The organism is Nocardia colli, from assembly GCF_008704205.1.
GTDB lineage: Bacteria > Actinomycetota > Actinomycetes > Mycobacteriales > Mycobacteriaceae > Nocardia > Nocardia colli.
Window position 1 is genome coordinate 258,590 of record NZ_VXLC01000001.1, and the last position, 13,283, is coordinate 271,872.

Consider the following 13,283-nt stretch of genomic DNA (forward strand, 5'->3'; position numbering starts at 1 on the left):
GATTGCGTTTCATTTTCTTTACTTTGACGTTCCGAGCGGTGATTTGCTCGAATTTCACCGGGATTCAGGACCGGCCGGCGTCGGCGCCGAAGCGGGCCAGCACCAGATTCTCGATGACGCCCACGACCGCGTAGAGCAGCACCGAGACGATCGTGACGATCACGATCGACGACCACAGCTGGTTGTACTGGAACGTCGGAATGGCCCGGATCAGGCTGGCGCCCAACCCCGTTCCGCTGCCGAGCCATTCGCCCAGCAGCGCACCGATCAGCGCGCCGGGCACCGAGATCCGGGCCGCCGCGAACACCGAGGGCAGCGCGGCGGGCACCGCGACCATCCGCAAACCGGTCCATTTGGACCCGCCGTACGCGGCCACCAGGTCCAGCGCCTGCCGCGGCGCGTCGCGCAACCCCGCCATGATCATCACCAGCGCCGGGAAGAACACCACGATCGCGGCCAGCACCGTGACCCCGCCGAGCCCGCGGCCGAACACCAGCACGATGATCGGGGCGAGCACCACCAGCGGCACCGAGCGCAGCAGCATCGCCACCGGCAGGAAGGTCTGCTCCACCGCGGCGAACGACACGAACAGCGCGGCCACCACCAGCGCCGCCACCATGCCGAGCGCGAACCCGATGGCCGCGTCCCGCAAGGTGATCTGCAAGTCGTCGATGATCACCGCGCGCGCCGCACTCGCGCCGCGCGAGGTCACCAGGTAGCGCCAGATGTCTTCCGGCGACTTGCCCACCCGCGGGCCGACCTGCGGAAACGCCTTCAGGAAGACATACCAGATCGCCAGCATCAACAGCAGCGAGGTGACCAACGGGAACAAGAACTTCCCGATCCGCAGCACAACCTTCATCGCCCCTCCTCCGCGCAACCGCGCAACGCACGTTCTCGTCCGCCGCGCACATCCCATGCCGCCGCGCACGAATTCGTCGGCAAATTCGTGCGCACCATGCGGATTCGTGCGCGGGAGGGAGCATTCACGGTGGTCATCGGGACTCCTGGGTGGTCCATGGGGCGACTAGGCGGGCGGCCAGTGCGACGATCGCGTAGCCGAGGCCGGCCAGCGCCGCCGCGGCCAGGGCCATGCCCCAGGTGCGGGGCACGTTGTAGGCCGTCTGGGCGGCGGTCAGCGCGACGCCGATGCCGCTGTCCACACCACCGAGATACTCGCCGATGATCGCGCCCAGCACCGCCGAGGGTGCGGCAATCTTCAACGCCGCGAACGTATTCGGCAACGCCGAGATCAATTGCACCCGGTACAGCTGCTGCCAGCGCCCGCCGCCGTAGGCCCGCACCAGGTCGAGACTCGTTCGGTCCGCCGACCGTAATCCGGTCACGGTGCCGACCATGGTGGTGAAGAAGCAGTACATCGCGGCCAGGAACACCGTCGGGGTGCGGCCGCCGAACACGACCAGGATGATCGGCCCGAGCGCGAGCAGCGGCGTGCAGTAGCTCAGGATCGCCAGCTGCGTGGCCAGCGATTCGATCTGCGGGATCAACATGATCAGGATGGCCAGCGCGATGGCCATCCCGTTGCCCCAGACGAATCCCTTCAGCGCGCCGAGCGCGGTGATCCGGAAGTTCGGGCCGTAGAGCCCCCATCCGTCGGTGTACATCGTGTGCACGACCGTCCACGGGCTGGGCACGGTGCCACCCGCGACACCGAGCGCCGCGAGCAGCCACCACACCCCGATCAACCCGGCGACGCCGAGCAATCCGCCGATCCGTTTCATGCCCGGCCTCCCTGACCACGCCGGACGCACAGCGCGACCGACCGCATCGGCTGCCCGTACGACCGCACCCGCTGCCACCCCGGTCTCGCCTGCCACTGACAGCGCGCCGGTCGTTGTCTGTCGTTGCTCATGCCTGCACCGCGCCCGTGCTCGACTTCCCCGCGTCGGTGCCCAGTGCGCCGCCGGTGCCGGACTTCCCGAACAGCAGCTCCGAGAGGTAGTCGTGCAGCTTGTGGAATTCGGGGGTGCGCATCATCTCCGGGGTGCGCGGGCGGGGCAGGTCGATCTCCACCAGTTCCAGCACCCGGCCCGGGCGCGGGCTCATCACCGCGACCACATCGGAGAGGAACACCGCCTCGGCGATGCCGTGCGTGACCATCAGCGTGGTCGCCGGCTTCTCCGTCCAGATCCGCAGCAGTTCCAGGTTGAGCCGCTGCCTGGTCATGTCGTCCAGGGCGCCGAACGGTTCGTCGAGCAGCAGCACGGTCGGCTTCACCACCAGCGCCCTGGCGATCGAGACGCGCTGGCGCATGCCGCCGGACAGCTGCGCCGGCTTGGCCTTCTCGAAGCCGTCCAAGCCGACCAGCTGGATCAGGTCGGCGATCAGCGCCGGGTCCGGGGTGAGGCCCGCCACCTGCAAGGGCAGCTTGATGTTCGACTCCACCGTGCGCCACGGCAGCAGCGCCGAGTCCTGGAACGCGATGCCGAGCTCGTGCCTGCGGACCAGCTCGGCGGGCGTCTGGCCATCGATCAGCGCCTTGCCCGCGCTCGGCGTCTCCAGTCCGGCGAGGATGCGCAGGACGGTCGACTTGCCGCAGCCGGACGGGCCGAGCAGCGACAGGAAGGTGCCCTGTTCGGTGTGCAGGTCGACCGAGTCGAGGGCCTCTACCGTCTTCCGCCCCACCTTGAAGGTTTTGGTCAACCCACTGATGTGAATTCCGGTCCCCCCGGCACTGCTTTCCACGCTCATGAAAGTCACCCTAGAAGGGGTCCGTTGCACAGATATTGCGAATCGCGACCCCAGATTTCGCGATCGTTACGCGAACCCGCGTGCACACCGGATTTCCGATCGTCGCGAGCCGATATCCGCTCGATGGATGACATCGGTGCGTGCGCTGGTTGCACCACAGGTGAACCCGATCTACGCGCTGCTCGACGCCAAGCTGCACATCGCCGGCTCGGAGATTCTCTGGCGCGAGGTGATCGGCAACGGTTTCGGCCTCGCCTCCGCGCTCGGCGGCATGCGCAGGCGGGTGTGGGCCTGGCCGATCGGCATCGCCGGGAACGCGCTGCTGTTCACCGTTTTCGTCGGCGGTGTGTTCAACACTCCGCAGCATCTGAACATGGCGGGGCAGGCCGGGCGGCAGCTGATGTTCATCGCGGTCAGCGTTTATGGCTGGTGGAGCTGGCATCGGCACGCCAACGAGACCGGCCTGGAGCATCGCGGCGTCGAACCGCGCTGGGCGAGTAATCGCGAACGGCTCGTGCTGATCGCCGCGATGCTGGTCGGAACCGCGGCCTTTGCCCAGCTCTTCGCGCTGATCGGTTCGTATGGGCCGTGGGCCGAAGCCTGGATCTTCACCGGTTCCGTGCTGGCGACCTATGGGATGGCGCGTGGTCTCGCCGAGTTCTGGCTGATCTGGATCGCCGTCGACATCGTCGGTATCCCGCTGTTGGTGAAGGCCGGTTACTACCCGTCGGCGACGCTGTACTTCGTCTACGCGGGGTTCGTGGCGTGGGGATTCCTGGTCTGGATGCGAAACATTCGCGCGGAGGCGTTACCGAAGGCCGTGCCGGTGGCTTCGGCGTCCTGAGCCTCGGGCCGAAAGAGCTTGCGGCTCAGTCTTGCTGGGCCGCGGCGTCGGCGAAGAGCTTGGCCAGGACTTCCGCGATGTTGGCGGATCGGTCGAAGTGGTAGCCGAGATCGGCGGCGTGGCCGGCGAACAGGTGCCAGGCGGAGGCCGTGAGCATGCGGGCAATGGTTTCCTGGTCCGGCCGATCGGCTCCGGCGGGCGTGCTCAGGTACTGGGTGACGATGCCCTCCACCAAGCCGACCAGCCCGTAGGCCAGCGGGCGATACGGTTCGACATCGATGGCGAGCATGCCGGTCCACGACGAAAACTGTTGCCACAGCGTCTCGGCGACCCGGTGCCTGCCGATGGTGAGGCTGGTCTCCCCCGACGAGCGCCCCGGGCCGTTCTGCGCGAACTGGTAGAGATTGGGGTGCGCCGCGGCCCAGCTCACCACCCGGCGGATCACCTCGTGGAACATCTCTTCCGCGGTCTTGGCCGGGTCGAGCACGAGCAGCGTCTCCACCTCGGACACATAATGATCCATGATGTACTCGCGTACCCGGGCGTCCAGGTCTTCGCGGTTGTCGAACTGCCGGTAGACCACCGAGCGGGCCAGGCCGGCTCGCTCGGCGATCTGCTGGATCGATACCTCGGCCGTGGGGCCGTTCTCCTCGATCAGCGCGACGGCCGCCTCGAGGATCTGGGCCTGCCGGGTCGAGTTGTGCTCGTCCCAGCGTTGTCCGCCCGAACGCCTGCGATGGGTACGCATGTGGGCGGGCGGTTTCACGGATTCGACTATACGGCGGTGTCCGCACGCTCCAGTTCCGGCAGGAACCGGGGGCGCATCGGCAGCGGGCCGTCCGGGCCGCCGGTGAACGAGATCTGCCGGCGCACGCGCTGATCCGACACCGCGTCGAATTGCAGCTGCTGGGCGAAGGTGGCGACCACGAGCGAGGCCTCCATGTTCGCGAATCCCGAAGCGACACACATTCTTTTGCCCGCACCGAACGGCATCGTGGCCCGCTTGTGTTCGCGCTCAACGTTTTCCGGCAGGTAGCGGCTCGGGTCGAACTCGTCCGGGCGGTCCCACACCCGCTGGTTGTGGTGCGATCCGTGGATGAGCGTGATCACCGTGGTGCCCGGCTTGATCAGGTAACCGCCCAGCGAGTCTTGCTCTTTCGCCGTTCTGGCCAGGCCGACCACCGGCGGCAGCACGCGCATGGTCTCGGCGACCACGGCCTGGGTCCACGGGAGCCGGTCGAGATCGGCGGCGGTGGCGGGGCGCGAGCCGAGCACCGAGGTCACCTCGTCGCGGAGGCGGTCGCGGGCCTCCGGATGTTCGGCGAGCATCTGCCAGACCCAGGTCAGGGCGGTCGCGGTGGTTTCCATGCCCGCGCCGATGAACGTCATCAGCTCGTCGTGGATCTCCTGATCGGTGTATTTGTAACCGGTTTCGGGGTCGGACGCGTCGATCAGGGCGGCGAGCAGGTTGTCCTTGCGGGTGATCCGCCCCGCGCGATGGTCGGCGATCAGGCCGTCGACCACGCGCTCGGCATGCCGCAGGTCGCGCATGCTGCGCGGCTCGATCACCCAGCCCGCCGCCCGCATGACCCGCATCGGCAGCCGCGAATTCCCGGCATCGTCGCGGTTGCGCCCGCGCTTGTGCAGCCAGGTCGCGAAGTGGTGCAGCGGATGGCTGAGGTTCGTCATGAATCCGCGGCCGAAGAAGCGTAGCAGCCGATACAGCACCACCTCCGACATCGGGCCGGTGATGTCGGTGCCGAACATCGTCCGCGACGTGACATCCAAAGTGAGCCGGTTCATTTCGGCGTTCACGTCGACGACGCCGTCCCCCGCCGACAGCTCCCGGATCCGCGCGACGGCATCGCGCGCCGCCTCGACCATCACCGGCGCGAAGCCGTCCACGTTGCGCTTGGCGAAGATCGGCTGCACGAGTCGCCGATTGCGCTGCCACAGTTCATCGTTCAGGTCGGTGACCAGTCCGCGCCCGAACGCCACCGCGAGCATGTCGTAGTCCGGGCTCTTCGTGTAGTTGTTCTGATTGGTCACCAGCACATGCCGGGCCAACTCCGGGCTCCGCACGATGACGAACTTCGCGAACGGCACCCGGGCGACGATCACGTCGTCCTGCCCCGGGAAGTTCGTCACGTAATCCAGCACCGTGTGATCGCGCACCCGTGGCAGGATCCCGATCGACAGTTTCACCGACTCCCACCAGGTCACCGGCGTGCCGTGCCAGCGGATGAACGTGGGCGCCCACCGGGGTGGATGCAATGTCGAATCAACGACGGAATCAACGGACTCGACATCGGCCATAGCAGGCTCACCTTGCCTTACACACTCACGTGGGACGTGCTGTCCCACTCAGAGTAGTGAGACACCGTGACCCGGTCAATGGGTGAACACCACCCATCCACCTCCCCCGGACACAGCACAGCCCGGCAAGCCATCCAAGGCCTACCGGGCTGGATCATCGACGGCCCCGCAATCAAGCGGAACTAAGCGTGGCGGCGCGAAAGAACAAGTCTCATCGACAAATCGGTGCTGCGCGAACAGAATCCCTAGTTGGGCGTATCGCCCTCATAATCCATATCCGCCGCCTGATCCTCCGTGGTAGCCGCAGCATCCCCGGTCGAATCCGGCTGATCAACGTCGTCGCGGTCCACCTCAGTGTCATCCGAACGCTCTGTACCGGGCTCAGTGGTCATGGCCACCGACATGCCCGCCAAAACCACCTTCAAACAGGTCGGGGCTAGACGACGTCCACTCGGACGCCGGTGGCGCGGATGGCGGCCACGGCGGAGGGGTCGGCGTCGGTGTCGGTGACCAGGACTTGGACCTGTTCTATGGTGCAGATTCGGGCCAGGGCGGTGCGTTCGAGTTTGTCGGCGGTGGCTACGACCATGACGTGGCGGGAGCGGCGGACCATTTCGGTGGTGACGCCGGCCTCGTCGATGTGGCGGCATTGGGCGCCGCCCTCGGCGGAGATGGCGTTGACGCCGAGGATCAGTTCGTCGAGGCGGAGTTCGGCGAGGGCGCGTTCGGCCAGCGGGCCGTGCAGTTCGTAGGACTCGCGGCGGGCCACGCCGCCGAGGACGACGGTGCGCATGTGCGGGCGCAATACCATTTCGCCGGCGATGTTGAGCGCGTTGGTGACGAGGGTCAGTTGTTCGTCGCCGGTCATGCCGAGATCGGTGCGGCCGGCCAGGGCCCGGGCCACCGCGGTGGTGGTCGTGCCGCCGTTCATCGCGATCACCTTGTGCGGATCCACCAGGGACGCAGCATGTTCGGCGATCCGCTGCTTCGCCTCGCCGCCGGTCTGCCGGTAGCGAGCCGGCAGGTCGTAGGCGACGGAGGTCGCGACGACACCGCCGTGAGTCCTGGTCGCCAGCTGCTGTTCGGCGAGCGCGGTGAAGTCGCGGCGGACCGTGGCGGAGGACACGCCGAGTCGCTCGGCTGCCTCCTCCACGGACAGCCGCCCGGATTCGGCGAGCAGTTCGAGCAGCCGGTTCCACCGCTGGGGGCGGTCGGTTGGTCCGGTCATCTCACACCACCCCGGACCCGACCTGCTGTTTTTCTAGGCACGCGCACAATCTGACCATAGGCACGCTGCCGACCGTAGAGATTCCGGTGCGGCAATGCCAAGCGACGCCGCCTCAGCGGTGCATCGCGGAGGCGCCGGCCAGCGGCACGGTGAGGAACGAGGCCGCGCCTTCGGTGCGCTGAACGTCATAGACGCCGCCGAGCAGCGCCGGATAATCCTTCGGGTTGACGATGTGGGTGGGCGCGTCACCGGAGCCGATAGTGATCTGCAAACGGTGGCCCGGCTCGAAGACGTGGACGGCCGGGCGGATCTTGACGTTGTACTCGGTCACCTGGCCGGGAATCACCGGCAGCATCGACTCCCGGGTGCCGGGATGAAACGCGCCGAGCACGCTGCCGTCCGGGGCACGCCACGTCCGATCCTCGTCCAGCGCGCGGAAGTTGCCGGCGAGCTGGCCGTCGGTCAGCGCGAGCGCCGTGCCGTCGGGCGCGATGTCCTGAACGGTCACGCCGAACGCCGAGGCGGGCGTGCTCGACGTAGCGAACAGGGTGGCGCCGATGGGACCGCCGAGCACCGTCGGCTCGGTGAACGCGTCGGTGGTGTACTGCGGATTGTCCAGCAGCCCAGGCACATCCGGGTGCGCGGGGAACTGCGCACAGGGGTCATCGATACCGGCCATCGTGGTGAGCAGTTCGTACACGCCGGAGAAGTTCCGGGAGAACGAGGCATTGCAGATGGTGCCGCCGTTGACCGGGCTGAAGGTCACCCGGTCCGAACCTGCCCGATCCACCGGACGATCCGGCGTCAACCGGCCACCGGCCGCCAAATACAAGTCCTGCGTGGGTGTTTCCCGCATCGGATAGGTAGCGCTCTCGATCACGCTGCCGTTGACGTCGATCGCGTGCAGCGGTGTCTTCGTCTCATCGATCCCGTTGCGGTCGTTCTTCAACCACCGGTCGAACCAGGCCAACTGAAGGGAGTGCATGTCGATGTCGGTGTTGCGTTGCTCGCCGGGCTGGATGTGGAACCAAGGGCCGGTGAGCATTTGGAAGCGTCCGCTCGATGGCGCGTCCGCCGGCATCGGCCCGTTGTGCGAGCGTCCCGCGTACGCGTTCTGTAGTCCGGCGAAGGTGCGCGGCGTCCCGTCCTGGAGCAGGTCGTATTGCCCGCTGATCAGGTAGGTCGGAATGTCGTTCGCTGCAATCTGTTCCACCACGTTGTCGATCGCGCGCGACTCCCAGTACGGGCTGTTGTATGCCTTGTCACCATCGAGCAGAGCGTTGAACACCGAGTGCCAGGTGCCGTCCGTGCGGAAGTGCGAGATCAGATGGTCGACGAAGACGCCGGCCAGCTTGTCCGGCTCCCGGTACAACCCGAGGATCGGATCGATCTGCGGCAGCAGGGTGATCGGGAATTGCAGCATCGAAGCCAGGAAGGCGATGTTGTAGAACCCGTCGTGGTCCAGCAGATCCTGGAACGCGTGGTTGCCCGGCATCAGCGGAAACAGCGCTTTGACCGGCGAATCCGGTTCCAGCACACCGGCGGTGAAGAGTTCGCTCATCCCGAGATACGACAGGCCCCACAGACCGATCTCACCGGTCGAGTTGGGTAGCCCTGCGGCCCAATGGATTACCCGCTTGGAGTCCGTCCGCTCCTGCGGTTGCAGGATGCTCCATTGCCCGCCCGAGGATCCGGTGCCGCGAATATCCACGATGACGCTGATGTACCCGCGCTTGACGAAGTAGTCGCCGTAACCCGCCGCATCGCTGATCTGCTCGGCCACGTCGATGACGCTGGGCAGTGCGTTCTGCACGAGCGGACCGAGCCCCTCGTAGGACAGCAGCCGCACGAAGCCTGCGCTGTCCTTGCCGTATGCCGTCTGGGTCAACACGATCGGGAACGGGCCGGGTGCGGGCGCGCCGGACGCGTCGGTCGGGTACCGCACGTCCGCGCGCAGCACCACGCCGTCCGCCATCGGCAGCTCGACGTTCTTCTGCTCGCCGACGCCATAACGTTCGGGTCCCGGATTCCACCCCTCGGGCAATCCGGTGCGAGCATCCGCCTTCGGAAACCCGTTGGCAGGCAACGGATCGGCGAGTGCGGACGGCGCGGCGATCGGCAGCATCGAGGAAACCGCGAGAATGCCCACCGCGATTCGAGCCGCGATCGACGTGGCCGTGGCGAACCCACGCCGCCTCGGCCGGCTATCGGTCATCATCATTGATCACCGCCAGCCCATCGGTGATCAACGGTCAGATCCCGGCGCAAGAGCTTTCCGGTGCTGGTGCGCGGAAGCTCGGCGAGGAAGGTGACATCGCGCGGCACCTTGAACCGCGCCAGATTCGCCTTCACATGCGCCCGCACCGCATCGGCGTCCAGCTCCTGATCGGGGTGCCGCACCACGAAAGCCGCCAGCCGCTGGCCGAATTCGTCGTCCGGCACCGCGACGATCGCCGCCTCCGCAATGGCCGGATGGGCGTACAGCAGCTCCTCGACCTCGCCGGGAAAGACGTTCTCGCCGCCGGAGACGATCATGTCGTCGTCGCGTCCGTCGATGAACAGCCGCCCGCCCGAATCCCAGTGCCCCACATCGCCGGAGGACAACAAGCCATCGATGCCGTCCTTGTTGCCGCCACCGGAGTACCCGGCGAACGACAGCCGGCTGCGCACGTAAATCGTGCCGCGCACACCAGGTTCGGTAACTACTTTGCCGTCCTCGTCGTAGAGCCGGACCGTCACCGCGGTCGGCGGCTTGCCGACCGTCCCGGACGCCGCTCGCCAGTCCTCGGGCGTCGCGATGGCCGCCACGCCGACCTCGGTCGATCCGTAGAAGTTGTAGAGCACGTCACCGAACGCCTCGGTGGCCGAATTCCCCAGCGCGGCAGGCAGAGCCGATCCCGCACTGAACACGATGCGCAGACTCTCCGTGTGGTACTTCGCCAAGATCTCCGGACCGAGTTCGAGGATCCGGCGCAGCATGGTCGGCACCAGCACGAGCACCTGCGCCTGGTGATCGGCCACGGCGGCCAGCGTCGCCTCGGCGTCGAATCGCCTGCGCAGCACCACCGTCGAGGCCAGCGACAAGGCCAGGACGAATTGATTCAGCGCGGTGCCGTGGAACAGTGGGGCGGCCAGCACCAGGGTCTGATTGCGGCGCAACGGAATCCGCTCCAGTAGCGCGGACGCGGCGAGCGGCGACTTGATCTCACGCGGCACCCCCTTCGGCGTCCCGGTGGTCCCGCCGGTCAGCAGCACGAATCCACCCTGCCGCAGCGGCGGAGCCAGCTCGGCCGGGTCGTTGCCCGCGATCAGCTCGGCGACGGTCGGGAGGCCGTCGACCCCGACGCCATCGTGCACGGCGAGCACCCGCCGCACCTGCGCCGGCAATACCTGCAACAGCTCGCCGAATTCCTGGTCGTGCACCACGACGTGCACACCTTCGCGCGCCACCACATCGGCCAGCTGCGGCCCCGCGAACCCGGTATTGAGCAGCACCAGCCGCGCGCCGATCTTCGCCGCGCCCAGCATGGTGTCCACCAGCTCGCGCCGGTCCCGGACCAGCGCCGCGACGGTATCGCCCGCCCCGAGCCCGAGCGCGGTGAACCCGCGGGCCAGCGCATTGCCGCGCGCCTCGAGCTCCCGGTAGGTCAGCGGACCGAGCTCATCGATCAGCGCGACCCGATCGGGCTCGCGCCGTGCCGACATCCGCACCGGCCCGGCGATCCCGCCGAACTGCCGGACCGCCCGCGAGGCTCGCACCAGGTCGACCGGCGCGAGCAGATTCAGCACCCCGGCGCGTTGCAGCACGCCCACCGAATGCAGACTGACCACCAGCGCGCGAACGGCACTTCCGATGGAGGACATGAACACTCCGTCCAGAGAATCGTCGGCCCCCTCGAACAAGGGAGCCGAATCGACTGTAGGAGATTTCCGTCAATTCGGCAATACATCTTTTCAGATGAACATTACAACTGAACCACCAACCGGTTCCACTGGTTTCAAATCAGGTGAGCGCGAGCCCGGAGTTCACGAAATACGCGATCTCCTCGCATATTTCGTCCACGCTCAGCACCGAATCGGGCAGCGTGCTCTGCACCAATTCCTGCGCGAGCGAGTTCACCGCGCCGATCACCGCGAGCGCGAAGAGATCGAACCGCCGCGGCTTGGCCTCGCCGCGTTCGACCCCGCGCTCCGCCTCGCTGATGATCAAGGCAGAAAGCAGGCGCCGCTGATCCCTGCGCCACTCCTCCACCTTGTGGCTGACGCCGACCACTTCGACATAACAGACCCGGGCCGACCGATGGTCGGCGCAGGTCACCGAGAGATAAGCGCGGAAACTCTCGACCACCCGGGTGGAGAGCGGATCATTCTCGGTTTTCGCCAGCGCTTCCAAGGCCCGCTCGACCGCGTGCGAGGTGGTCCGATTGACCAGCGCGATGAGCAAAGCCTCACGACTGCCCATATCTTCGTAGAAACTGCGCGTGGACACATTCGCGACCGCACACAGCCGCTCGATGGAAGTGGCTGCGTAACCCTGGGTTCCGAATAATTCGAGGGCGGCATCGATCAAACGAGTCTGCCGCTGCGCCACTCGTTGTTCCCGTGACAGCCCGCCGTAGCTGCGACCGTCCTTCGATTCCTCTTCCCGCCGTGCCACCGTTCGATGCTACCCGCTGACCCGCCCCGACCCCGGCACGGACATCGGTCCGAGCCGGGGTCGCGGACTAGTTGTGCTGGCCGATGGCATATCCGACGAGGGCCTGTGCCATCGGCGGCAGAATCTCCGCCAGGGCCTGGCCGAACTGCGGTTCACCGATGGTGCTGACCGGATTGGTGATCGAGCAGCCCTGCGGCGCGGCGACACCGTTGAGCCGGTCTTTGAGCCAATAGAAAGCGCCGGGCAGATGCGAGAGCACACCGGAGAGATGTTCGGCCGCGAATTCCCGGACATAGGTCACGCTCGGCGCGCCCTCGGCACAGTATTTCCGCACGGCCGAGTCGGTACCGGCAATCGGAATCAGTTCGTCGTTCTGCGCGTGATAGAAGTAGATCGGCACGCTCGGCTTCTGTTGTCCGAGTGAATTATCCGCGATCGCCTCCCGGATCTCCGGCAGGGACAATGGATCACCGCCCTGGAAAGTGCCGAAGTAGTTGAACCCGGGGAACAGGATCGCTCCTTGCGGATGACACAGCACCTTCTTCGACGCCATGACGAATTGCCCGAGCAGATCCACCCTTTCGCGCATCACGCGCTGCATTTCCGGGTATTCGGTCGAGATGCCGACGATCGCGGCCGAAATGAGCCCGGCGTAGACACCGCCGTTGTTGTGCCGCACCACCCCGGCATAGTCGCCGGCCGCGACACCGCCCGCGGCGATACCGACGATATTCAGTTCGGGCGCGTAACTCTCTTTGATCTCCGGGACGAACGCGGACGGAATCGTGCCGCCCGAGTAACCCCACAGTGCCGCCGGTGTTTCCGGCCCGCTCAGTTGCGCGGGCGCGAAGTTCTCCGCGGCCCGAATTCCGTCGAGCGTGGCCTGCGCATTCATCCGGGACGCGCCGTACGCCGAATTCGGCCCCTGATAGTCGGGCATCGCGATCGTCCAGCCCTGCCCGAGACCCGCGGCGATCGGAATGAGCGTCTCCGCCGCGTTCACGTAATCGACCGGGATGGCGCCGGATTGGGCCACATACGACGGGGCGCAATACTGCGCGACGCTGTCCTCGGCGATCTGATACGACAGCAGCTTGGACCCGCCGGCCGGCGCGGGACCGCGCGGCTTCAGGATCGTGGTGACCGTCGAGATCGGCTCACCGTGGCTGTCGGTGGTGCGGTAAAGCAGTTGCCACGCATCGACATTCAGCTGCACGATGCCCATGAACGCCGGAAAGATCGCCCGCGCGCGCAGGATCTCGCCGGGCTGTGCCGCGGCGACCACCCCCGCCGCCGGCTTGTAGAAGTCGTCGAGCTCGGGCGGCAGGGTGAGCGCGGGAGCCGGTTCGATCCGGACACTCTCCCGCTCCCCCGGCGCCGCCTGCCCCGAACCGAATGCCGCCCACGCCGCCATCAGCGCGATGACGCCGAGGACTACCACGCGCCCACCATTGCGCACGTTCATCGAAGTGCCTTCCCGTTACCGATACCGGTAAGGGATATTTTCAGATAACCGGCAAGAAGTC

The 13,283-nt window shown here is 66.8% G+C and carries 11 protein-coding genes; 1 reads left to right on the top strand and 10 read right to left on the bottom strand.

What is annotated here, in order from left to right:
- Positions 1-64 precede the first annotated feature (64 nt).
- The 3 genes from F3087_RS01330 to F3087_RS01340 all read right to left on the bottom strand — a co-directional run bounded on the left by F3087_RS01330 (position 65) and on the right by F3087_RS01340 (position 2,712).
- Positions 65-862 (bottom strand): ABC transporter permease, encoded by a 798-nt coding sequence (locus F3087_RS01330; RefSeq protein WP_150399909.1) that lies wholly within the window; start codon positions 860-862, stop codon positions 65-67.
- Between the two features lie 133 nt (positions 863-995).
- Entirely contained in the window at positions 996-1,742 is a 747-nt protein-coding gene (locus F3087_RS01335; RefSeq protein ID WP_150399910.1) for an ABC transporter permease, read from the bottom strand.
- 127 nt (positions 1,743-1,869) lie between these two features.
- A complete protein-coding gene (locus tag F3087_RS01340; RefSeq protein ID WP_150399911.1) occupies positions 1,870-2,712 on the bottom strand; it encodes an ABC transporter ATP-binding protein in 843 nt (280 codons plus the stop codon).
- Positions 2,713-2,839: 127 nt separating this feature from the next.
- Here F3087_RS01340 and pnuC point away from each other — a divergent pair, with 127 nt between their 5' ends.
- The gene (gene pnuC, locus F3087_RS01345; protein ID WP_150399912.1) at positions 2,840-3,556 is read left to right on the top strand and encodes a nicotinamide riboside transporter PnuC; all 717 of its coding nucleotides are present in this window, start codon (positions 2,840-2,842) and stop codon (positions 3,554-3,556) included.
- Positions 3,557-3,581: 25 nt separating this feature from the next.
- Here pnuC and F3087_RS01350 read toward each other — a convergent pair whose 3' ends face one another.
- From F3087_RS01350 to F3087_RS01380, 7 genes are all read right to left on the bottom strand, one after another.
- Positions 3,582-4,322, bottom strand: coding sequence for a TetR/AcrR family transcriptional regulator (locus tag F3087_RS01350; RefSeq protein ID WP_150399913.1), 741 nt, complete (start codon positions 4,320-4,322; stop codon positions 3,582-3,584).
- An 8-nt stretch (positions 4,323-4,330) separates the two neighbouring features.
- Positions 4,331-5,872 (bottom strand): cytochrome P450, encoded by a 1,542-nt coding sequence (locus tag F3087_RS01355; RefSeq protein WP_150399914.1) that lies wholly within the window; start codon positions 5,870-5,872, stop codon positions 4,331-4,333.
- Positions 5,873-6,308: 436 nt separating this feature from the next.
- The gene (locus tag F3087_RS01360; protein ID WP_150399915.1) at positions 6,309-7,100 is read right to left on the bottom strand and encodes a DeoR/GlpR family DNA-binding transcription regulator; all 792 of its coding nucleotides are present in this window, start codon (positions 7,098-7,100) and stop codon (positions 6,309-6,311) included.
- 112 nt (positions 7,101-7,212) lie between these two features.
- Positions 7,213-9,318 (bottom strand): CocE/NonD family hydrolase, encoded by a 2,106-nt coding sequence (locus F3087_RS01365; RefSeq protein WP_191093729.1) that lies wholly within the window; start codon positions 9,316-9,318, stop codon positions 7,213-7,215.
- Positions 9,318-10,964 carry an AMP-binding protein gene (locus F3087_RS01370; protein ID WP_150399917.1) on the bottom strand — a complete coding sequence of 549 codons (1,647 nt, stop codon included), beginning with the start codon at positions 10,962-10,964 and terminating at the stop codon, positions 9,318-9,320. Before F3087_RS01370 ends, F3087_RS01365 begins: the two co-directional genes overlap by 1 nt.
- A 139-nt stretch (positions 10,965-11,103) precedes the next feature.
- Complete coding sequence (locus F3087_RS01375; RefSeq protein ID WP_150399918.1) at positions 11,104-11,757, bottom strand: TetR/AcrR family transcriptional regulator; 654 nt, start codon at positions 11,755-11,757, stop codon at positions 11,104-11,106.
- 67 nt (positions 11,758-11,824) lie between these two features.
- Positions 11,825-13,222 carry a lipase family protein gene (locus tag F3087_RS01380; protein WP_150399919.1) on the bottom strand — a complete coding sequence of 466 codons (1,398 nt, stop codon included), beginning with the start codon at positions 13,220-13,222 and terminating at the stop codon, positions 11,825-11,827.
- Positions 13,223-13,283: the final 61 nt, after the last annotated feature.

What these genes read in the sequence shown, in the direction of transcription:
- F3087_RS01330 (WP_150399909.1), bottom strand. Translation starts at nt 862, where the DNA reads ATGAAGGTTGTGCTGCGGATCGGGAAGTTCTTGTTCCCGTTGGTCACC.
- F3087_RS01335 (WP_150399910.1), bottom strand. Translation starts at nt 1,742, where the DNA reads ATGAAACGGATCGGCGGATTGCTCGGCGTCGCCGGGTTGATCGGGGTG.
- F3087_RS01340 (WP_150399911.1), bottom strand. Translation starts at nt 2,712, where the DNA reads ATGAGCGTGGAAAGCAGTGCCGGGGGGACCGGAATTCACATCAGTGGG.
- pnuC (WP_150399912.1), top strand. Translation starts at nt 2,840, where the DNA reads ATGACATCGGTGCGTGCGCTGGTTGCACCACAGGTGAACCCGATCTAC.
- F3087_RS01355 (WP_150399914.1), bottom strand. Translation starts at nt 5,872, where the DNA reads ATGGCCGATGTCGAGTCCGTTGATTCCGTCGTTGATTCGACATTGCAT.
- F3087_RS01360 (WP_150399915.1), bottom strand. Translation starts at nt 7,100, where the DNA reads ATGACCGGACCAACCGACCGCCCCCAGCGGTGGAACCGGCTGCTCGAA.
- F3087_RS01365 (WP_191093729.1), bottom strand. Translation starts at nt 9,318, where the DNA reads ATGATGACCGATAGCCGGCCGAGGCGGCGTGGGTTCGCCACGGCCACG.
- F3087_RS01370 (WP_150399917.1), bottom strand. Translation starts at nt 10,964, where the DNA reads ATGTCCTCCATCGGAAGTGCCGTTCGCGCGCTGGTGGTCAGTCTGCAT.
- F3087_RS01380 (WP_150399919.1), bottom strand. Translation starts at nt 13,222, where the DNA reads ATGAACGTGCGCAATGGTGGGCGCGTGGTAGTCCTCGGCGTCATCGCG.